19 protein-coding genes are annotated in these 20788 nt (G+C 71.0%); 15 read left to right on the forward strand and 4 right to left on the reverse strand.

Going from position 1 to position 20788, the window contains the following annotated elements; translation table 11 throughout:
* Positions 1 to 53 precede the first annotated feature (53 nt).
* Complete coding sequence (locus tag QMF80_RS11530; protein ID WP_283452241.1) at positions 54 to 1097, reverse strand: alpha/beta hydrolase; 1044 nt, start codon at positions 1095 to 1097, stop codon at positions 54 to 56.
* A 100-nt stretch (positions 1098 to 1197) separates the two neighbouring features.
* On the opposite strand from QMF80_RS11530, the gene QMF80_RS11535 reads away from it, so the two are divergent.
* The 5 genes from QMF80_RS11535 (at position 1198) to QMF80_RS11555 (ending at position 7058) form a co-directional block, all read left to right on the forward strand.
* Positions 1198 to 3054, forward strand: a complete 1857-nt coding sequence (locus QMF80_RS11535; protein ID WP_283452243.1) for a protein kinase domain-containing protein — start codon at positions 1198 to 1200, stop codon at positions 3052 to 3054.
* 101 nt (positions 3055 to 3155) lie between these two features.
* The gene (mqnC, locus tag QMF80_RS11540; protein ID WP_283452245.1) at positions 3156 to 4355 is read left to right on the forward strand and encodes a cyclic dehypoxanthinyl futalosine synthase; all 1200 of its coding nucleotides are present in this window, start codon (positions 3156 to 3158) and stop codon (positions 4353 to 4355) included.
* Between the two features lie 13 nt (positions 4356 to 4368).
* Complete coding sequence (locus tag QMF80_RS11545; RefSeq protein ID WP_283452247.1) at positions 4369 to 5055, forward strand: imidazolonepropionase-like domain-containing protein; 687 nt, start codon at positions 4369 to 4371, stop codon at positions 5053 to 5055.
* Positions 5056 to 5451: 396 nt separating this feature from the next.
* Positions 5452 to 6144, forward strand: a complete 693-nt coding sequence (locus QMF80_RS11550; protein WP_283452249.1) for a demethylmenaquinone methyltransferase — start codon at positions 5452 to 5454, stop codon at positions 6142 to 6144.
* Between the two features lie 2 nt (positions 6145 to 6146).
* Positions 6147 to 7058 (forward strand): glutaminase, encoded by a 912-nt coding sequence (locus QMF80_RS11555; protein ID WP_283452251.1) that lies wholly within the window; start codon positions 6147 to 6149, stop codon positions 7056 to 7058.
* Between the two features lie 16 nt (positions 7059 to 7074).
* On the opposite strand, the gene QMF80_RS11560 is transcribed toward QMF80_RS11555, so the two are convergent.
* Positions 7075 to 7605 carry a GNAT family N-acetyltransferase gene (locus QMF80_RS11560; protein ID WP_283452253.1) on the reverse strand — a complete coding sequence of 177 codons (531 nt, stop codon included), beginning with the start codon at positions 7603 to 7605 and terminating at the stop codon, positions 7075 to 7077.
* A 98-nt stretch (positions 7606 to 7703) separates the two neighbouring features.
* On the opposite strand from QMF80_RS11560, the gene QMF80_RS11565 reads away from it, so the two are divergent.
* Positions 7704 to 8987 carry a geranylgeranyl reductase family protein gene (locus QMF80_RS11565; protein ID WP_283452254.1) on the forward strand — a complete coding sequence of 428 codons (1284 nt, stop codon included), beginning with the start codon at positions 7704 to 7706 and terminating at the stop codon, positions 8985 to 8987.
* On the opposite strand, the gene QMF80_RS11570 is transcribed toward QMF80_RS11565, so the two are convergent.
* The gene (locus QMF80_RS11570) at positions 8962 to 9333 is read right to left on the reverse strand and encodes a hypothetical protein (RefSeq protein WP_283452256.1); all 372 of its coding nucleotides are present in this window, start codon (positions 9331 to 9333) and stop codon (positions 8962 to 8964) included. The genes QMF80_RS11565 and QMF80_RS11570 overlap by 26 nt on opposite strands.
* Positions 9334 to 9557: 224 nt before the next feature.
* Positions 9558 to 10427 carry a C40 family peptidase gene (locus tag QMF80_RS11575; protein ID WP_283452257.1) on the reverse strand — a complete coding sequence of 290 codons (870 nt, stop codon included), beginning with the start codon at positions 10425 to 10427 and terminating at the stop codon, positions 9558 to 9560.
* Positions 10428 to 11183: 756 nt separating this feature from the next.
* Between QMF80_RS11575 and QMF80_RS11580 the strand changes: the two genes are divergently transcribed.
* From QMF80_RS11580 to nuoI, 9 genes are read left to right on the forward strand one after another with little or no spacing between them, the layout of a single operon-like run.
* Positions 11184 to 11543: an NADH-quinone oxidoreductase subunit A gene (locus tag QMF80_RS11580; RefSeq protein WP_283452259.1), complete on the forward strand. Its 360-nt coding sequence runs from the start codon at positions 11184 to 11186 to the stop codon at positions 11541 to 11543.
* Positions 11544 to 11558: 15 nt separating this feature from the next.
* Complete coding sequence (locus QMF80_RS11585) at positions 11559 to 12113, forward strand: NuoB/complex I 20 kDa subunit family protein (protein WP_283452260.1); 555 nt, start codon at positions 11559 to 11561, stop codon at positions 12111 to 12113.
* Positions 12110 to 12862, forward strand: a complete 753-nt coding sequence (locus tag QMF80_RS11590) for an NADH-quinone oxidoreductase subunit C (RefSeq protein ID WP_283452262.1) — start codon at positions 12110 to 12112, stop codon at positions 12860 to 12862. The genes QMF80_RS11585 and QMF80_RS11590 overlap by 4 nt, the downstream gene beginning before the upstream one ends.
* Positions 12862 to 14196: an NADH-quinone oxidoreductase subunit D gene (locus QMF80_RS11595; RefSeq protein ID WP_283452264.1), complete on the forward strand. Its 1335-nt coding sequence runs from the start codon at positions 12862 to 12864 to the stop codon at positions 14194 to 14196. Before QMF80_RS11590 ends, QMF80_RS11595 begins: the two co-directional genes overlap by 1 nt.
* Positions 14193 to 14969, forward strand: a complete 777-nt coding sequence (nuoE, locus tag QMF80_RS11600; RefSeq protein WP_283452265.1) for an NADH-quinone oxidoreductase subunit NuoE — start codon at positions 14193 to 14195, stop codon at positions 14967 to 14969. The genes QMF80_RS11595 and nuoE overlap by 4 nt, the downstream gene beginning before the upstream one ends.
* On the forward strand, positions 14969 to 16318 hold the full coding sequence (gene nuoF, locus QMF80_RS11605) for an NADH-quinone oxidoreductase subunit NuoF (RefSeq protein ID WP_283452267.1): 1350 nt from the start codon (positions 14969 to 14971) through the stop codon (positions 16316 to 16318). Before nuoE ends, nuoF begins: the two co-directional genes overlap by 1 nt.
* The gene (locus QMF80_RS11610; protein WP_283452269.1) at positions 16315 to 18825 is read left to right on the forward strand and encodes an NADH-quinone oxidoreductase subunit G; all 2511 of its coding nucleotides are present in this window, start codon (positions 16315 to 16317) and stop codon (positions 18823 to 18825) included. The genes nuoF and QMF80_RS11610 overlap by 4 nt, the downstream gene beginning before the upstream one ends.
* On the forward strand, positions 18822 to 20189 hold the full coding sequence (gene nuoH, locus QMF80_RS11615) for an NADH-quinone oxidoreductase subunit NuoH (RefSeq protein ID WP_283452271.1): 1368 nt from the start codon (positions 18822 to 18824) through the stop codon (positions 20187 to 20189). Before QMF80_RS11610 ends, nuoH begins: the two co-directional genes overlap by 4 nt.
* Complete coding sequence (gene nuoI, locus QMF80_RS11620) at positions 20182 to 20787, forward strand: NADH-quinone oxidoreductase subunit NuoI (RefSeq protein ID WP_283452273.1); 606 nt, start codon at positions 20182 to 20184, stop codon at positions 20785 to 20787. Before nuoH ends, nuoI begins: the two co-directional genes overlap by 8 nt.
* The last annotated feature ends 1 nt before the right edge of the window (position 20788 follow it).

Below are 20788 nucleotides of genomic sequence, written 5' to 3' on the forward strand. Positions count from 1 at the left end.
CGCCTCGGTGACCCTGTGGCGGCTCCGTGGCGGCGGCGTCGGAGGGCCGGTCCTCAGCGGGTGGGGACCGGTGCCTGGAGGTGGTCGCTGATCCACTTCATGGTGCCCTCGCCCATGCCCCGGATGTAGGTCTTGGCGTTGTGCTCGCCGCCCTGAATTACCTGCAAATGGGTCTTTACCGGACCCTTTCCATAATTCGCGATGAATTTCTGCACATTGGGCAGGCTGCTTTCCTTGCTGCCGACCTGGAACGCGAGATAAACATCCGGGCCCGTCTTCGCCGCGAGTTCCGTGGAGAGTCGTTCCGGATTGTTGGCCTGGCGCTCGTCCTCGAATCCTTTCCACAGCGGGGAGTCCGGCACGGTGTCCGGTCCGGAGGCGATGGCGGCCTTGAATTGGTCCGGCTTCTGGAGCACGGACTTCAGCGCCGCGAAGCCGCCCGAGGAGGAGCCCATGAAGGCCCAGCCGTCCCGGGCGCGGAAGGTGCGGAAGTTGGCCCGCACCAGATCCGGGACGTCCTCCGTCAGCCAGGTTCCCATCTTCGGCTGTCCCGGGATGTCGCTGCCGTCGTAGTAGTGGGACTTGTCCGGGTTGAGGACCGGCATCACCACCAGGAACGGCAGGCTCCGGCCCTCCAGCGACCAGTGGGCGATGCTGCTCTGGAGCTTCAGACCGGCTGCCATCCAGTAATTCTTCGGAAAACCGCGGCCGCCGGGGAGCGCGATCAGCACCGGGAAGCCGCTGTGCGCGTACTGGGGTTCGAAGTACTGCTTCGGCGCCCACACCCAGACTTTGCCGGTGAAACCCGATTTCTGGCCCTCCAGGGTGGTCACGCCGATCGTCGTGCCGTCGGGGAGCCTGCTCTCCTCGTGGAACTCCGCCTCGGGGCCGGTCGGGGGCAGGGTCAGCCGCTCCGCCTCGCTCACCGGACGCGGGCTGACGCCGCTGGTGGGCGTGGCGGTCGGGGTCGTGGCCGGGGCGTCGAAGCTGACCCGGGCGCCCTGACCGGAGCAGGCCGCGAGCGAGGCGGTGAGGCAGGCGGTGAGCAGGACGGCGGCCGAGGTCGCCGTGGCCGCCGTGGTGGTGCGCGGTCTCATGCCGATCACCGTGCCACGGATTCGGTGCCTCCGTGGGCCGACAGGGCCTAGTGTGCTGAGCCGTCGGGCAGGTACGGGGGAGCAGAGGACGGGGGACGCGATGCAGCCGCTGGAAGCCGGTGAACCGCGGGTGATCGGGGCGTACCGGCTGCTGGGCCGCCTGGGCGCGGGCGGTATGGGCCGGGTCTACCTGGGCCGCAGCGCCGGTGGCCGTACGGTCGCGGTCAAGGTCGTGCACCCGCACTTCGCGTCGGACGACGAGTTCCGCGCCCGGTTCCGGCGTGAGGTCGCCGCCGCGCGCCGGGTGGGCGGGGAGTGGACCGCCGAGGTACTGGACGCGGACCCGGAAGCAGCCGTTCCGTGGGTGGCCACGGCCTACGTCGCCGGGCCCGCGCTGGACCGGGCGCTCGCCGCGCACGGGCCGCTGCCCGCGCGGTCCGTTCGGGCGATCGGCGCGGGGCTGGCCCGCGCGCTGGTGGCGGTGCACGCGCTGGGCCTCGTACACCGGGACGTGAAGCCCTCGAACGTGATGCTCACCCTCGACGGGCCGCGGCTGATCGACTTCGGCATCGCCCGGGCCACGGACGGCACCGCCTCGCTGACCTCCACCGGGGTGTCGGTGGGCTCGCCCGGCTACATGGCGCCCGAGCAGATCCTCGGCAAGGGGGCCACCGGGGCTTCGGACGTTTTCTCGCTGGGTGCGGTACTGGCCTTCGCGGCGACCGGGAAGCCGCCCTTCAGCGGGGACAACGCGGCGACCCTCCTCTACAAGGTGGTGCACGAGGAGCCCGACCTGAGCGCGGTACCGGCCGGGGAGCTGCGCGAACTGATCGCGGCCTGCCTGGCCAAGGCGGCGGCCGACCGGCCCGCCCCGGAGGCGGTCGCGGTGGCGCTCGCCGGAGCCCTGGGCGCGCCGGGCTGGCTGCCGGGGCCGCTGGTGGAGGAGGCGAGCCGGGCGAACGCGCGGCTGCTGGACCTGGACGCGGACGTGCCGGACGCGTGGGGGGCCGCCGGTTCGTCGGGGGCCTCCGGCCTGGTGCCGTTCGCGACGCCGAGCTACGGGGACGGGGCGGGGGCCGGGGGCTCGGGCACGGGCTCGGGCTCGGGTGCGGGCTCCGGCCCGGGTGGCTCGCTCGGCTCCGGAGGTTTCGGGCCCGCGGACTCCTCGTACTCCGCTTCCGGGTCGGCTTCCGGGCCCTCGTACGACGGGTGGCGGGCCCCCGTCGGGCCGGTGGGGCCGTACGGGCTCCCGACCGGGGCGGGCGGCACGGGCGGGAGCGGGGCCGGGCACGCCGCCGGGCATGCCGAGACCGCCGCGGACGGGGTGGGCGGCGGGCAGCGCGGGGTCCGCTTGAGCGCGGCCGGGCGCCGGGTCAGCTGCACGCTGGTGCTGGCCCTGGGCGCCGTCGCGGTGGCCCTGGGGGGCGGGCTGTACGGGCTCGGACTCCTGCCGACGGGCCCGGGCGGCGGGCACGACGTGGCCTCCGGCCGTCCGTCCGCCTCGGCGCCGGCCACCGGGTCGTCGCCCTCGGTGTCGTCGTCGGCGTCGCCGCCCGCGCCGGGGGACGGGTCCGCGCCGCCGACGCGGAGCACGCGGGAGGACGTACCCAAGGAGTTCATCGGGACCTGGAAGGGCTCGCTCACCACCAACCTCGGCCTGCCCAGCCAGTTCGAGATCACCATCCGGGCCGGGAAGCGGGGCGCGGTCGTCGCGCGCGACACGTCGGTCATCGACCTGCTCGGGACGACCTACGACTGCAGCGGTGACTGGAAGCTCGCCGTGGCCACCGACCGCGCGCTCGTCCTGGACACCGCGGGCGGCCCCAACCCGCACCCCGGCATCTGCGCCCCCGGCTCCGCCGACGAGCGGTTCAGCCTCACCGGGAGCGGCGCTGTGCACTACCGCTCCGGGGACAAGGCCGCCGGGAACCCGGAGGGCGACCTGACGCGGGGGTAGCCCGGGCGTTCGCCCCGGCCCCCCGCGAGGGCACCCGACCGCTGGCGTAGGCTGGATCGGTCCGGACAACCCTTGACACACCGCCGAAAGGTGACGCACCGGTGACCGACCAGGCCGCTCTCCAGTCTGTCCTCGACCGTGCCGCCGCAGGGGGCCGGATCACCCAGCAAGAGGCCCTCGACCTCTACCGCGACGCGCCGCTGCACGCGCTCGGCCAGGCGGCCGACGCGGTGCGCCGCCGCCGGTACGCGGGTACCGAGCACATTGCGACGTACATCATCGAGCGCAACATCAACTACACCAACGTGTGCGTCACGGCGTGCAAGTTCTGTGCCTTCTACGCGGCCCCCAAGGACACCAAGAAGGGCTGGTCCCGCGACCTCGACGACATCCTGCGCCGCTGCGCGGAGACCGTCGAGCTGGGCGGCACCCAGATCATGTTCCAGGGCGGCCACCACCCGGACTACGGCGTCGAGTACTACGAGCACCACTTCGCCGCGATCAAGAAGGCCTACCCGCAGCTGGTCATCCACTCCCTCGGCGCGTCCGAGGTCGAGCACATGGCCCGCATCTCGGGCGTCTCGGCGGAGGAGGCCATCCAGCGGATCCACGCCGCGGGCCTCGACTCCTTCGCGGGCGCGGGCGCCGAACTCCTGCCGGAGCGGCCCCGCAAGGCGATCGCCCCGCTCAAGGAGTCCGGCGAGCGCTGGCTGGAGATCATGGAGATCGCCCACCGGCTGGGCGTGGAATCCACCTCCACCATGCTGATGGGCACCGGCGAGACCAACGCCGAGCGGATCGAGCACATCGCGATGATCCGCGACACCCAGGACCGTACGGGCGGCTTCCGCGCCTTCATTCCGTACACCTACCAGCCCGAGAACAACCACCTCAAGGGCCGCACCCAGGCGACGATCTTCGAGTACCTGCGCATGATCGCGATCGCGCGGCTCTACCTCGACAACATCGCGCACATCCAGGGGTCCTGGCTGACGGTCGGCAAGGAGGCGGGCCAGCTGTCGCTGCACTACGGCGCGGACGACCTCGGCTCGATCATGCTGGAGGAGAACGTCGTCTCCTCGGCCGGTGCGAAGCACCGCTCGAACCGCATGGAGATCATCGACCTGATTCGCAAGGCGGGCCGGACCCCGGCGCAGCGCGCGACGACGTACGAGCACCTGCTGGTCCACGACGACCCGGCGAACGACCCGGTCGACGACCGCGTGGTCTCGCACATCTCCTCGACGGCACTCGAGGGCGGCACGGCGCACCCCGAGCTGAAGCTCATCGCGACGAACTGACGCAGGCCTTCCCATGCTGACGCTGCACACCGCGGACCTGGTCGTGACCGGGCCGTCCTCGCCGCTGCCCGTCCTGCGGGGCGGGGCGGTCCTGGTCGAGGGGGACCGGATCGCCGAGGTGGGGGCGTACGAGGACCTCGCCGGGCGGTACCCGCTGGCCCGGGTCCGGCACTGGCCCGGGGTGCTGACCCCGGGGCTGGCCGTGGCCGGGGCGGCGGCGCTGCTGGAGGGGACGTACTACCCGGACGATCCGTCCGAGACCGCCGAGCTGGGCGCCGATCCGATCACGGGGGCGGCGGAGCTGGCGGCCCTCGGCCTGACGGAGGCGCGGCGGGGGGCCAGTGCGCGGAGGGGCACGCAGAAGCTGCTGTCGCGGGGGGTGGTGGTGGTCGTCGGGTCGCTGCGCGTGGCGGCCGTCCGTACGGCGGTGGCGCGCTCGGGGCTGACCCTGCGGGCGGACCTGGCGGTCGGCCGGGCGCCCTCTTCGGCGCCCTCTCCGGCCCTCTCTCCGGCCCCTTCCCTCGACCCCTTCGCGGGGCGGGCGTCGGTCGCCGAGGCGTTCTGCGGTGGGCTGGAGCCGGGGGGCGCGGCGCGCTTCGCGGTCTTCGACGCGCCGGACCCGGAAGCGCTGCTCGCCCTCGGCGCGACCACGTGCGTAGCCACCGTCATCGCCGGCCGCCTCCTCCACCGCCGCCGCTGACCCTCCGGGGGCGCGGCTGAGGATCCGGCGCGTCCGGCGCGTCCGGAGCTTCCGGGGGCCTGGTCCTCAAACGCCGGACGGGCTGAAGCTCCGGAGCCCGCGTTGTCGTCCGCGGCCGTGTGCGCCCTCCGGGGGCGCCTCAATCGCCGGCGAGGCTGGATGTGCCGGAGCCGGGACCTTCAGCCCGTCCGGCGATTGAGGACCGGGTGCGGGCGGAGGTCGTGTGTTGCGGGTGAGGCTGGATGTGCCGGGGCTGAAAATCAGGCCCGTCCGGCGTTTGAGGACCGGGTGCGGGCGGAGCCCGGGGGGTGGGCCTGAGAGGATGGGGGGTACATCAGCACCGCGCCCGGCGCCGCGCAGCGGACCGGCAACCCGATCTCTGCGAGGCCAACGCCAGTGACCCGCGCATCCCTGGACAAGCAGCCGCACGAAGTCGCCTCCATGTTCGACGGCGTGGCGGCCAACTACGACCTCACCAACGACGTCCTCTCCCTCGGCCAGGCCCGTCTGTGGCGCAAGGAGGTCGCCAAGGCGGTCGACGCCCGCCCCGCGCACAAGGTGCTGGACCTGGCCGCCGGGACCGCGACCTCCTCGCTGCCCTTCGCCGCGACCGGCGCGTACGTCGTCCCCTGCGACTTCTCCCTCGGCATGCTCCGCGAGGGCAAGAAGCGCAACCCGTGGCTCCCGCTCACCGCGGGCGACGCGACGAGGCTGCCCTTCAAGGACGCGGTCTTCGACACCGTCACGATCTCCTTCGGGCTGCGCAACGTGCAGGACACCGAGGGCGCCCTGCGCGAGCTGTACCGGGTGACCAAGCCGGGCGGCCAGGTCGTCATCTGCGAGTTCTCGCAGCCGACCTGGGCCCCCTTCCGGACCGTCTACACCGAGTACCTGATGCGCGCCCTGCCCCCGGTGGCCCGCGCTGTGTCCTCCAACCCCGACGCGTACGTCTACCTCGCCGAGTCCATCCGCGAGTGGCCGGACCAGCCCGCCCTGGCCGGGCTCCTGCAGAAGGCGGGCTGGTCGAAGGTCGCCTGGCGCAACCTCAGCGGCGGCATCGTGGCCCTGCACCGCGGGGTCAAGGACTAGCCGTGGACTACCAGGCGCTGCTGGAGCAGGTCGCGGCCGACACGGCCCCGCTGACCGGCAGCGGGACGCCCGCCGAGTACATTCCGGCGCTCGCGTCCGTCGACCCCCGCCAGTTCGGCATGGCCATCGCCGACCTCGACGGCAACGTCCACGGGGTCGGCGACTGGCGGACGCCGTTCTCCGCGCAGTCCATCACCAAGGTGTTCTCGCTGGCCCTCGCCCTCGCCGAGGGCGGCGACAGCCTGTGGGAGCGGGTCGGCCGCGAGCCCTCCGGCAACCCCTTCAACTCGCTCGTGCAGCTGGAGTACGAGAGCGGCATTCCGCGCAATCCGTTCATCAACGCGGGCGCGCTCGTCGTCACCGACCGGCTCCAGACCCTGACCGGTGACGCGAGCAGCGAACTCCTGCGCTTCCTGAGGGAGGAGAGCGGCAACCCGGACATCGGCTTCGACGCGGAGGTCGCCGCCTCCGAGGCGGAGCACGGCGACCGCAATGCCGCCGTCGCCCACTTCATGGCCTCGTACGGGAACCTCGACAACCCGGTCCCGGCCCTGCTCGACCACTACTTCTGGCAGTGCTCCATCGAGCTGAGCTGCGGCGACCTCGCCCTCGCCGCCCGCTTCCTGGCCCGGCACGGGCTGCGCGCCGACGGCTCGCGGCTGCTGACCCGCAGCGAGGCCAAGCAGATCAACGCGGTGATGCTGACGTGCGGGACGTACGACGCGGCGGGCGAGTTCGCCTACCGCGTCGGCCTGCCCGGCAAGAGCGGGGTCGGCGGCGGCATCGTCGCCGTCGTCCCGGGGCTGTGCACGCTCGCCGTGTGGAGCCCGGGGCTGGACGCCCAGGGCAACTCGGTCCAGGGTGTGGCCGCCCTGGACCGGTTCACCACGCTGACCGGTCTCTCCGTCTTCTGACGACCGCTCGGCCGGCCTATCCGGCGTTCTCGGGGAAGGTGAGCGTGTACTTGCGGCCCGGGTTTCCACTCGGAGTGGTGAACTCCTCGGCCAGTTCCATCCCGAGCCGCTCCGCGACCGCGATCGACCGGGTGTTGCGCGTGTCGATCATCGCCATGACGTACGGGACGCCCGCCGCCCGGACCCGTTCGACGGTGGCGAGCGCGGCGGTGTAGGCGTACCCCTTGCCCCAGAACTCGCGGCCCAGCCGCCAGCCGATCTCGATCTCGCCGAGGGGCGGACCCCAGGGTTTGGGCCACGGCTGCGCCCCGGTGAAGCCCATGACCGCGCCGTCCGCGTCCACCAGGGTCCACAGGCAGAACCCGCGCTGGGCGTCGTGCATCCGCTGGCGGGCGGTGAATTCCTCGTACACGGAGAGTTCGGCGGGCCCGCCCAGGAACTCCATGACGTCGTTGTTGCCGAACACCCGGTGCCAGGCGTGCGCGTCCTCGTCGGTGGGCACACGCAGCTGTACATCCGGGAGCGGCCGGGTCGGTGAGGCGGTCATCGTGGGCAGCCCTTCGGATCGTGATCTCTCTCGCTGCTTAGACTGCACATGTCTCGTGCCGTTCGGCACCCCTTATCGAGCCTTCGGGAGATCCCGCAGTGAGCGAGCCCCTGTCCGAACACTCCGCGGATGTGATCGTCGTCGGGGCCGGGCCCGCCGGTTCCACCACCGCTTACTACCTCGCCAAGGCCGGACTCGACGTCCTGCTGCTGGAGAAGACGGCCTTCCCGCGCGAGAAGGTCTGCGGCGACGGGCTGACCCCGCGCGCCACCAAGCAGCTCGTCGCGATGGGCATCGACGTCTCCGAGGAGGCGGGCTGGCTGCGCAACAAGGGCCTGCGGATCATTGGCGGCGGCCAGCGCCTCCAGCTGGACTGGCCCGAGCTGGCGTCCTTCCCGGACTACGGACTCGTTCGCAAGCGCGACGACTTCGACGAGACCCTCGCCCGGCAGGCGCAGAAGGCGGGCGCCCGCCTCTACGAGCGCTGCAACGTCGGCGAGCCGGTCCGTGACGCCCGTACCGGCCACATCACCGGGGTGCGCGCGAAGCTCGGCGAGGAGAAGACCGAGGTCACCTTCCGCGCCCCGCTGGTGGTCGCGGCCGACGGCAACTCCTCGCGGCTCTCGCTGGCGATGGGCCTGCACCGGCGCGAGGACCGCCCGATGGGCGTCGCCGTACGCACGTACTTCACCTCGCCCCGCCACGACGACGACTACCTGGAGTCCTGGCTGGAGCTGTGGGACCGGCGCGGCGCGCAGGACCGGCTGCTGCCCGGCTACGGCTGGATCTTCGGCATGGGCGACGGGACGTCGAACGTCGGCCTCGGCATCCTCAACTCCTCCTCCGCCTTCAAGGAGCTGGACTGGCGCGAGGTGCTCAAGGCGTGGTGCGCGTCGATGCCCGCCGACTGGGGCTACACCCCGGAGAACATGACGAAGCCGATCCGCGGCGCGGCGCTGCCGATGGCGTTCAACCGGCAGCCGCACTACACGAAGGGCCTGCTGCTGGTGGGTGACGCGGGCGGCCTGGTCAATCCGTTCAACGGCGAGGGCATCGCGTATGCGATGGAATCCGGCCAGATCGCGGCCGAGGTGATCGTCCAGGCGCACGCGCGGGCCACCCCGGCGCAGCGGGAACTGGCGCTGCACAGCTACCCGAAGGTCCTCAAGGAGACGTACGGCGGCTACTACACGCTGGGCCGCGCCTTCGTGAAGCTGATCGGCAACCCGAAGGTCATGAAGATCGCCGCTCAGCGCGGGCTGACGCACCCGGTGCTGATGCGGTTCACGCTGAAGATGCTGGCGAACCTGACGGACCCGCAGGGCGGCGACGCGATGGACCGCATCATCAACGGCCTCAGCAAGGTGGCTCCGAAGGCCTGATCAGGCCCAGCTCGACCGGTGTGATCGGGCCGATATGACCGCTTCTGGGGGGTACGTCGTCCAGCGCGCCGGGGTCGGCGCCGTGGACGGCGTGCACCCCCCGGCGGAGCAGGACCAGCCCGCACAGCAGCACGGACAGCGCGGAACCCCAGTACAGGGCGAGCACGGCCGGGCCGTCGGGACGGTTCCAGGGGCGGGTGGTGGTCAACAGCCAGCCGCCGAGCGCGAGCAGGCCGAGGCCCACGGCGGCCGCGACCGCCGTCGCGTCGGGGGCGGGGGCGTGGTCGTGCTGCCCGAAATCGTCCCCGTCGGGGGTGTTGTCCTGCGCGTGGTGATGCGTACTCATCCGGCCACCTCCTGAAGAGGATGGTAGGCCTCCGGGGCCCGGTACGGCGCCGAGGGGCGTACGGGCCGTGAGAGCGGACGGCGGCGTACCGGTGGGGGACGGACCCCCACGGGCGCCCGGGGGCGCGGAGACGGCGCGTCAGGCGTGCGCAAGGGCCGGTACCCGCCCCCCGAGCGGGGGAGTACCGGCCCTTCGCGGGCTCCGGGGGGCCGGAGCCGGGTGGATCAGAGGACGCGGACGGCGCCGGTCGGCGGGTCGTAGCTCAGCGAGCGCTCGACGATGCCGGTACCGGAGTTCTGCGCGCCGACGAACTTGCCGCCGCCGACGTAGAGGGCGACGTGGTAGGCGTTGCCGCGGCTGCCCCAGTAAAGGATGTCGCCCGGCTTGAGGTTGCTCAGCGAGACGGACGTGCCCTCGGAGGACTGGTCCTGGGACATGCGCGGCAGGGAGATGCCAGCCTGGCGGTAGGCGGCCTGCACGAGACCGGAGCAGTCGTACGAGGACGGGCCGGTGCCGCCGAGGACGTACGCCTTGCCGACCTGGTTGCGCGCGAAGTTGATGACGGCCGAGGCGGAACCGGTGGCCGGGGCGGTGACGCCCGAGTCGTCGGAGGAGCCCGAGCCCGCGGAGGAGCCGGAGCCGGAGGACGAACCGGAGGCGGAGGCGCTCGCGAGCTGCGTGCGGCTGGAGCTGCGGTTGGCGCGGTCGGCGTCGGCCTGGCGCTTGGCCTCGTCGGAGGCCTTCTTCTCCGCGTCGGCCTTGGCCTGCGCGTCGGCCTTGGCCAGCTTGGCCTCGGCGGCGGCGCCCGTACGGGCGGTCTCCTCCTGGGCGGTCAGTTCGCCCACGAGAGCGGCGGCGCGGGTGTTGTCCGCGGCCTTGACGACGGCGGAGGACACCTCCGAACCGAGGTCCATGTTGAGGACCGGCATCTCGAGGGTGGTTTCGGTGACGGGCTCGGCGGCGGGGGACGCGCTCGCCGTGCCGGCCATCGCCAGCGTGCTGAGAACGCCACCGGCAACTCCGGCGCGGACCGCGAGCTTCGAGGCGCTGCGGCGGGGCTTCCGGTGGCTGGGTATGTGAGCGGTGTGGGACATAGGGACAACCGGTATCAGGGGGTGGTGGGTCCCATCAAGAAACGTGGTCTGCGCCACAGTTGCGTCAGAACAGGTTTAACCGGGCGCGTCGCGGGCGTTATTGACGCCGTAACGGGCGAATCGGGCAGCGGCCCCCAGGGCTGTGATCATGGGTTTTCCGTATTAAGTCCGAATTGACCAGGCGGCTACCATCCACCTGCACAGATGGCCAAGCCCCCTTTCCCCGGCGTGAATTCGATTGTGGTGCAGGTCACAGAACCGTCACGCGGTGCGGGTGCTGTGACCCGTCCGTGATGCGGCTGTGAAGTTCGTGAACGGATGCACGCGTCCGCCGCCGGCCGCCGGGGTCCACTCGCGTCCTCGCGGGGTCCCCCGACCGGGGGACGCGGCTTCCCTTTACCATCCGCGCCCACCGCTCGCCAATTTGCGTGCCGTCTCCATCATTTGATAGGGCGACACCCCTTCCACCTGCGGTGAAGGGCACGGATGTCACCTTTGGTGATCATGTGGATGCTTCGCGTATGAAGATCACCACTCATCGGACTTCATGATCGTTCGTCAGGTGGTGGAGATCACAAACTCGTTGTTGTTACCCGTGTCGCAGATCACAGACCGCCGGGCATAAGATGCGCACCAGTCCGGCTTGTGAACTGCCTCACATGCAAGCGTTCGATCAAAAGCGTGATCTTTCCGAGGCGGAACAGTGCGCCGGTGCAGCGGTCCAACGGTCAAGGACGACTGGAAGGAGCGAGGAGCGTGAATGCGTACGCGCCCATCCTCGTGCTCGGCGCCCTCGGCGCAGGGTTTGCGATCTTCTCCGTGGTCATGGCCACGCTGATCGGCCCAAAACGGTACAACCGGGCGAAACTTGACGCCTATGAATGCGGGATCGAACCGACCCCGGTTCCGGCGGGCGGCGGTCGCTTCCCGATCAAGTACTACCTGACGGCGATGCTCTTCATCGTCTTCGACATCGAGGTTGTCTTCCTCTACCCCTGGGCCGTCACCTTCGACTCCCTGGGGATCTTCGGGCTCGTCGAGATGCTGCTCTTCGTGCTCACCGTCTTCGTCGCCTACGCGTACGTATGGCGGCGGGGCGGCCTGGAATGGGACTGAGGGGCTGAATTTTCCATGGGACTGGAAGAGAAGCTGCCGAGCGGCTTTCTGCTGACCACCGTCGAACAGGCCGCGGGCTGGGTGCGCAAGTCATCCGTCTTCCCGGCCACGTTCGGCCTCGCGTGCTGCGCCATCGAGATGATGACCACCGGAGCGGGCCGGTACGACCTGGCCCGCTTCGGCATGGAGGTCTTCCGCGGTTCGCCGCGGCAGGCCGACCTGATGATCGTGGCCGGGCGGGTCAGCCAGAAGATGGCGCCGGTACTGCGGCAGGTGTATGACCAGATGCCTTCTCCCAAATGGGTCATTTCTATGGGGGTTTGCGCATCTTCAGGTGGAATGTTCAATAACTACGCGATTGTCCAGGGCGTCGACCACATCGTCCCCGTGGACATCTATCTGCCTGGCTGCCCGCCCCGCCCCGAGATGCTGATGGACGCGATCCTCAAGCTCCACCAGAAGATCCAGGGCTCCAAGCTCGGTGTGAACCAGCGGGAGGCGGCCCGGGAGGCTGAGGAGGCGGCCCTCAAGGCGCTCCCCACCATTGAGATGAAGGGGCTGCTCCGGTGAGCGCGACGAACGAAGAGCCGGAGGGGAACGGGAACGTTCCCGTTCCCCGCGGCAGCGCGGGCGGCGAGGTCATCGGCGTCCGCAAGGGCATGTTCGGGGCCGAGAACGGCGGTGACACCAGCGGCTACGGCGGCCTGGTCCGCACCGTCGCCCTGCCGGGCGAGAGCAGCCGCCCCTACGGCCCCGCCGTCGAAGGCGGCTCGGCGTACGGGGTCTTCGACGAGGTCGTCGACGAGTTGGAAGGCGCCCTGGAGGAGCAGGACCTGCTCCCGGAGAACGCGATCGAGAAGGTGGTCGTCGACCGCGGGGAGCTGACGCTCCACATCGCGCGCGAGCACCTCGTACGGGTGGCCTCCACCCTGCGCGACGACCCGGCCCTGCGCTTCGAACTGTGCACCGGCGTCTCCGGGGTCCACTTCCCCGGGGACAAGAGCCGCGAGCTGCACGCGGTCTACCACCTGCGCTCGCTCACCCACGGACGGGTGCTGCGCCTGGAGGTGTCGGTCCCGGACCGCGATCCGCACCTCCCGTCGCTCGTCGCGGTCTACCCGACCAACGACTGGCACGAGCGCGAGGCGTACGACTTCTTCGGCCTGGTCTTCGACGGGCATCCGGCCCTCACCCGGATCATGATGCCGGACGACTGGCAGGGCTTCCCGCAGCGCAAGGACTACCCGCTCGGCGGCATCCCCGTCGAGTACAAGGGTGCCCAGATCCCGGCTCCCGACCAGCGGAGGTCGTACAGCTGATGTCCACTTCACCCGAGACGTCCCACGCCTCCTCCCGGGAGACCACCGAGGGCACCGTCTACACCGTCACCGGCGGGGACTGGGACGAGGTCGTCCAGTCCGCGGCCCGCGCCGACGACGAGCGGATCATCGTCAACATGGGTCCCCAGCACCCGTCGACGCACGGCGTGCTGCGGCTGATCCTGGAGATCGACGGCGAGACGGTCACCGAGGCCCGCTGCGGAATCGGCTACCTGCACACCGGGATCGAGAAGAACCTCGAATTCCGGAACTGGACGCAGGGCACCACCTTCGTGACGCGCATGGACTACCTGACGCCGTTCTTCAACGAGACGGCGTACTGCCTGGGCGTCGAGAAACTCCTCGGCATCACGGACCAGATCCCCGACCGCGCCACCGCCGTCCGCGTCCTGCTGATGGAACTCAACCGGCTCTCCTCCCACCTGGTGTGCATCGCCACCGGCGGCATGGAGCTGGGCGCGACCACGATCATGATCTACGGCTTCCGGGACCGCGAGCTGATCCTCGACATCTTCGAGCTGATCACCGGCCTGCGCATGAACCACGCGTTCGTCCGCCCCGGCGGCCTCGCCCAGGACCTGCCCGCCGGTGCGATGGACCAGCTGCGGGACTTCGTGAAGACCATGAAGAAGAACCTGCCGGAGTACGACAAGCTCGCCACCGGCAACCCCATCTTCAAGGCCCGCATGCAGGACGTCGGCTACCTCGACCTCACCGGCTGCATGGCGCTCGGCGCCACCGGCCCGATCCTGCGCTCGGCGGGCCTGCCGCACGACCTGCGCAAGACGGACCCGTACTGCGGGTACGAGGAGTACGAGTTCGACGTACCGACCACCGAGTCCTGCGACTCCTACGGGCGCTTCCTGGTCCGCCTCGAAGAGATGCGGCAGTCGCTGCGGATCGTCGAGCAGGTCCTGGACCGGCTGGAGCCGGGCCCGGTCATGGTCGGCGACAAGAAGATCGCCTGGCCCGCGCAGCTCGCGATGGGCCCGGACGGCCTCGGCAACTCGCTCGACCACATCAAGAACATCATGGGCACCTCCATGGAGGCCCTCATCCACCACTTCAAGCTGGTGACCGAGGGGTTCCGGGTCCCCGCCGGGCAGGTCTACGCGGCCGTCGAGTCCCCCAAGGGCGAACTGGGCGTCCACGTCGTCTCCGACGGCGGCACCCGCCCCTACCGGGTCCACTTCCGCGACCCGTCCTTCACCAACCTGCAGGCCATGGCGGCGATGTGCGAGGGCGGCCAGGTCGCCGACGTCATCGTGGCCGTCGCCTCCATCGACCCCGTGATGGGAGGCGTCGACCGATGAGCACTGCGCTTTCTGGAGGGGACACCCCCCAGTCCCCCCTCTCGCTGGGGATGCCCCAGCTGCCCGCCCCCGACTATCCGGCCGAGGTGCGCGAGCGGCTCGCGGCGGACGCCCGGGACATCATCGCCCGCTACCCGGACAGCCGCTCCGCGCTGCTGCCGCTACTGCACCTCACCCAGTCCGAGGACGGGTACGTCTCGCGCACCGCGATCCGGTTCTGCGCCGAGGTGCTGGGTCTGACCACCGCCGAGGTCACCGCCGTCGCCACCTTCTACACGATGTACCGGCGCAAGCCCTCCGGGGACTACCAGGTCGGCGTCTGTACGAACACCCTGTGCGCGGTGATGGGCGGCGACGCCATCTTCGACGAGCTGAAGCAGCACCTGGGCGTCGGCAACAACGAGACCACCGGCGACGGCAAGGTGACGCTGGAGCACATCGAGTGCAACGCGGCCTGCGACTTCGCCCCCGTGGTGATGGTCAACTGGGAGTTCTTCGACAACCAGACGCCCGAGTCCGCGAAGGCCCTGGTCGACGACCTGATCGCGGGCCGCGAGGTGCGGCCCACCCGGGGCGCGCCGCTGTGCACGTACAAGGAGACGGCCCGGATCCTGGCCGGGTTCCCGGACGAGCGTCCCGGCGCCGTCGAGGCGAGCGGCGGCGCCGGACCCGCCTCGTTGATCGGCCTGCGGATCGCGCGCGGTGAAGTCCCGCACCAGAGCGGCAAGGTCGTCCATCCGCGCGCCGGGGCAGACGCCGAGGAGGGGGAGTGATGACGGTGACCACCGAACTGAACGAGAACGGCACCAGCCCCGAGAAGCTGCTGGCGCCCGTACTGTCGGCGTTCTGGGACGACCCGCGGTCGTGGACGCTGGAGACCTACCGGCGCCACGAGGGGTACGAGGGCCTGCGCAAGGCGCTCGCGATGACCCCGGACGACCTGATCGCCTACGTGAAGGACTCGGGGCTGCGCGGGCGCGGCGGCGCGGGCTTCCCCACCGGAATGAAGTGGCAGTTCATTCCGCAGGGCGACGGCAAGCCGCACTACCTGGTGGTGAACGCGGACGAGTCGGAGCCGGGGACCTGCAAGGACATCCCGCTGCTCTTCGCCAACCCGCACTCCCTCATCGAGGGCATCGTGATCGCCTGCTACGCGATCCGCTCGCAGCACGCCTTCATCTACCTGCGCGGCGAGACCGTCCCCGTACTGCGCCGCCTGCACGAGGCCGTGCGGGAGGCCTACGCGGCGGGCTACCTCGGCAAGGACGTACTCGGCAGCGGCCTGGACCTGGAACTGACGGTCCACGCGGGCGCGGGCGCGTACATCTGCGGTGAGGAGACCGCGCTCCTCGACTCGCTCGAAGGCAGGCGGGGCCAGCCCAGGCTGCGTCCCCCCTTCCCCGCGGTCGAGGGGCTCTACGCCTGCCCCACCGTGGTGAACAACGTCGAGTCCATCGCGTCCGTTCCCGCGATCCTGAACCGGGGCAAGGACTGGTTCAAGTCGATGGGTACCGAGAAGTCCCCCGGTTTCACGCTGTACTCGCTGAGCGGGCACGTCGTGGGGCCCGGGCAGTACGAGGCCCCCCTCGGGATCACCCTGCGCCAGCTCCTCGACATGAGCGGCGGGATGCGGCCCGGGCACCGGCTGAAGTTCTGGACCCCCGGCGGCTCCTCCACCCCCATGTTCACCGAGGAGCACCTCGACGTGCCCCTCGACTACGAGGGCGTGGGCGCGGCCGGCTCCATGCTGGGCACCAAGGCCCTGCAGTGCTTCGACGAGACGACCTGCGTGGTCCGCGCGGTCACCCGCTGGACCGAGTTCTACGCGCACGAGTCCTGCGGCAAGTGCACACCGTGCCGCGAAGGCACGTACTGGCTGGTCCAGTTGCTCCGCGACATCGAGGCGGGCAAGGGCGTCATGTCCGACCTCGACAAGCTGAACGACATCGCCGACAACATCAACGGCAAGTCGTTCTGCGCGCTCGGCGACGGTGCGGCCAGCCCGATCTTCTCCTCGCTGAAGTACTTCCGCGCGGAGTACGAGCAGCACATCACGGGCAAGGGCTGCCCCTTCGACCCCAGGAAGTCGACCCTCTGGGCTGACACGGAGGTGAACGCGTGACCGTCACCAGTAATGCTCCCGCCGGTGGCGGAGAGGCAGTGCAGCCGCCCGCCGACCTGGTGTCCCTGACCATCGACGGCGTGGAACTGTCGGTGCCCAAGGGGACCCTGGTCATCCGGGCCGCCGAGCAGATCGGCGTGGAGATCCCCCGGTTCTGCGACCACCCGCTGCTCGACCCGGTCGGCGCCTGCCGGCAGTGCATCGTCGAGGTCGAGGGCCAGCGCAAGCCGATGGCCTCCTGCACCATCACCTGCACCGACGGCATGGTCGTCAAGACGCAGCTGACCTCGCCGGTCGCCGAGAAGGCCCAGCGCGGGGTGATGGAGCTGCTGCTCATCAACCACCCGCTGGACTGCCCGGTCTGCGACAAGGGCGGCGAGTGCCCGCTGCAGAACCAGGCGATGTCCCACGGCAACGCCGAGTCCCGCTTCGAAGGGCGCAAGCGCACCTACGAGAAGCCCGTACCGATCTCCACCCAGGTGCTGCTGGACCGTGAGCGCTGCGTGCTGTGCGCGCGCTGCACCCGGTTCTCCAACCAGGTGGCCGGTGACCCGATGATCGAGCTGCTGGAGCGCGGCGCGCTCCAGCAGGTCGGCATCGGCGAGGGCGACCCCTTCGAGTCGTACTTCTCCGGCAACACCATCCAGATCTGCCCGGTCGGCGCGCTCACGTCCGCCGCCTACCGGTTCCGCTCCCGCCCCTTCGACCTGGTGTCCTCCCCGAGCGTGTGCGAGCACTGCGCGGGCGGCTGCGCGACCCGCACCGACCACCGCCGCGGCAAGGTGCTGCGCCGCCTGGCGGCCGAGGACCCCGAGGTCAATGAGGAGTGGGTCTGCGACAAGGGCCGCTTCGGGTTCCGCTACGCGCAGCGCCCCGACCGGCTGAACACCCCGCTGGTGCGCGGCAGCGACGGGGTGCTCGCCCCGGCGAGCTGGCCCGAGGCGCTGGCGGCCGCGGCCGCCGGACTGGCCGCCGCGCGCGGCCGGGCGGGGGTGCTCACCGGCGGCCGGCTGACCGTCGAGGACGCCTACGCCTACGCGAAGTTCGCGCGGGTGGTGCTGGACACCAACGACATCGACTTCCGGGCCCGGGTGCACAGCGCGGAGGAGAGCGACTTCCTGGCCTCCTCGGTCGCGGGCCGCGGCAAGGACCTCGACGGCACCGGGGTCACCTACGGGTCGCTGGAGGCGGCCCCCGCCGTCCTGCTCGCCGGCATCGAGTCCGAGGAGGAGGCCCCCGGGGTCTTCCTGCGGCTGCGCAAGGCGCACCTCAAGCGCAAGCAGCGCACCTTCGGCCTCGCGCCGTTCGCCACTCGCGGTCTGGAGAAGGCGGGCGGCACCCTGCTGGCCGCCGCCCCCGGCACCGAACCCGAGTGGCTGGACGCGCTGGCCTCCGGCACCGGTCTGGAGGCGGGCGGCCAGGAGGCGGCCGAGGCGCTGCGCGCTCCCGGCGCGGTCATCGTGGTCGGCGAGCGGCTCGCCGCCGTCCCGGGCGCGCTGACCGCGGCCGTACGGGCGGCCACCGCGACCGGTGCCCACCTGGTGTGGATCCCGCGGCGGGCCGGTGAGCGGGCCGCCGTCGAGGCGGGCGCGCTGGCGTCGCTGCTGCCGGGGGCCCGCCCGGCCACCGACCCGCGGGCCCGCGAGGAGGTCGCCGCGGCCTGGGGCCTGGACGAGCTCCCGCACCGCTACGGCCGGGACACCGGCCAGATCGTCGAGGCGGCGGCGGGCCGGGAACTGGGCGCGCTGCTCGTCGCGGGCGTCGAGGTCACCGACCTGCCGGACCCGGAGCGGGCCCGCGAGGCCCTCAAGGAGGCCTTCGTGGTCTCCCTGGAGCTGCGGCCCAGCGAGGTCACCGACCACGCGGACGTGGTGTTCCCGGTGGCGGCGGTCGCGGAGAAGCCGGGTGCCTTCATCAACTGGGAGGGCAGGGTCCGGCCGTTCGAGGCCGCGCTGAAGCCCGAGCAGATGACCCGGCGCCTGGCCCCGGCCGACTCCCGCGTGCTGCACATGCTGGCGGACGCCGCCGACCGGCCGATCGCGCTGGCCGACGTCCACGCCGTACGCCGGGAGATCGACCGGCTCGGGCCGTGGACCGGGGAGTACGCGGGCGCGCAGGGCGCGGACACCGCGCCGCTGCCCCGGCCCGGCGCGGGCGAGGCGGTCCTCGCGGGCCACCGGCTGCTGCTCGACCAGGGCAGGCTCCAGGACGGGGACGAGGCGCTCGCCGGTACCCGGCACGAGGCCCGTGCCCGGCTGTCGGCGGCGACCGCGGAGGAGACCGGGGTGAAGAACGGCGATCTCCTCGCCGTCACCGGACCGGCCGGTTCCGTGGAACTGCCGCTGCGGATCACCGAGATGCCCGACCGGGTGGTCTGGCTCCCGCTGAACTCCACCGGCTCCGGAGTCCTCGCGGACACCGGCGCCCGCCCGGGCGCCCTGGTCCGCATCGGACCCGCGACCCCGCGGCCCGACACCGGCGACGCCACTTCGGAGGTGGACGCGTGAACGGCGTACAAATCGCTGCCGAGGACCTGTCGCTGTTCGGCAAGGACGTCTGGTGGCTGGTGCTCATCAAGGCGGTGTTCTGCTTCGCCTTCCTGATGGTGACCGTGCTCTTCTCCATCGTGTGGGAGCGCAAGGTCGTCGCCTGGATGCAGCTGCGCATCGGCCCCAACCGGCACGGCCCCTGGGGCCTCCTCCAGTCGCTCGCCGACGGCGTCAAGCTGATGCTGAAGGAAGACATCGTCGTCAAGCGGGCCGACAAGGTGGTGTACATCCTGGCCCCGATCATCGCGGCGGTACCGGCCTTCATGGCCATCGCGGTGATCCCCTTCGGGCCCTCCGACAACCAGGTCTCGATCTTCGGCCAGCGCACCACGATGCAGCTCACCGACCTGCCGATCGCGATGCTGTACGTCCTCGCGGTGGCCTCGGTCGGCATCTACGGCATCGTGCTGGCGGGCTGGTCCTCCGGCTCGACCTACCCGCTGCTCGGCGGTCTGCGCTCCTGCGCGCAGATGATCTCGTACGAGATCGCGATGGGCGCGGCCTTCGCCTCGGTCTTCCTCTACTCCGGGTCGATGTCGACCTCGAAGATCGTGGAGGCGCAGGGCGACCGCTGGTTCATCGTGCTGCTGCCGGTGTCCTTCATCATCTACGTCGTCACGATGGTGGGCGAGACCAACCGCGCCCCCTTCGACATGCCGGAGTCCGAGGGCGACCTCGTCGGCGGCTTCAACACCGAGTACTCCTCCATCAAGTTCGCGCTGTTCATGCTGGCCGAGTACGTCAACATGGTCACCGTCTCCTCGGTCGCCACCACCCTGTTCCTGGGCGGCTGGCGGGCCCCGGCGCCGATCTCCACCTACTGGGAGGGCGCGAACCACGGCTGGTGGCCGATGCTCTGGTTCGTCCTCAAGGTGCAGCTGCTCCTCTTCTTCTTCATCTGGCTGCGCGGCACGCTGCCGCGCGTGCGCTACGACCAGCTGATGAAGCTCGGCTGGAAGGTCCTGATCCCGGTCTCCGTGGTCTGGCTGATGCTCGTGGCGACCGTCAGGGCGCTGCGCAACGAGCGGTACGACTTCTCGGAGATCGTGCTGTACGTCGGCGGGGGCGTCGTCGCGATCCTGCTGCTCTCCCTGATCGTGGACGTCTTCCGCGACCGCAAGGGAAAGGCGGCCGAAGCGGCCGGTGCGGGCGGGGCCGCCGAGGCCTTCGACCCGCTGGCGGGCGGCTTCCCGGTTCCCCCGAAACCAGGCCAGCACCTGGCGCCCGTACCGCGCAGGCGGCCCCGCGGAGAGCGGGAGCTGATCGTCAGTGGTGGGCCGAACAACGACAGTGACCGAGAGGAGGGTGCTGAGGATGTCTGACGCCGACCAGAACGAGAAGTGGCAGAACCCGGTCGCGGGCTTCGGCGTGACCTTCAAGGCCATGTTCAAGAAGCGGCTCACCGAGCAGTACCCGGAGCAGCAGAAGACCACCGCTCCGCGCTTTCACGGGCGGCACCAGCTCAACCTCCATCCGGACGGCCTGGAGAAGTGCATCGGGTGCGAACTGTGCGCCTGGGCCTGTCCCGCCGACGCCATCTACGTGGAGGGCGCGGACAACACCGAGGAGGAGCGCTACTCCCCGGGTGAGCGCTACGGCCGCGTCTACCAGATCAACTACGCCCGCTGCATCCTGTGCGGGCTCTGCGTCGAGGCGTGCCCGACCCGGGCGCTGACCATGACCAACGAGTTCGAGCTGGCCGACTCCAGCCGCGAGGCGCTCATCTACACCAAGGAGCAGCTCCTCGCCGGGCTGACCGAGGGCATGGTCGAGGCCCCGCACTCCATCTTCCCGGGCACGGACGACCAGGACTACTACCGGGGGCTGGTGACGGAGGCCGCTCCGGGCACCGTCCGCCAGGTCGCGGTCTCCAAGGGCGAGACCGCCGACGGGAACGCCACCGAGGGGGTCGGCGCGTGAA

The sequence above is a fragment of the Streptomyces sp. G-G2 genome (assembly GCF_030063135.1).
GTDB lineage: Bacteria > Actinomycetota > Actinomycetes > Streptomycetales > Streptomycetaceae > Streptomyces.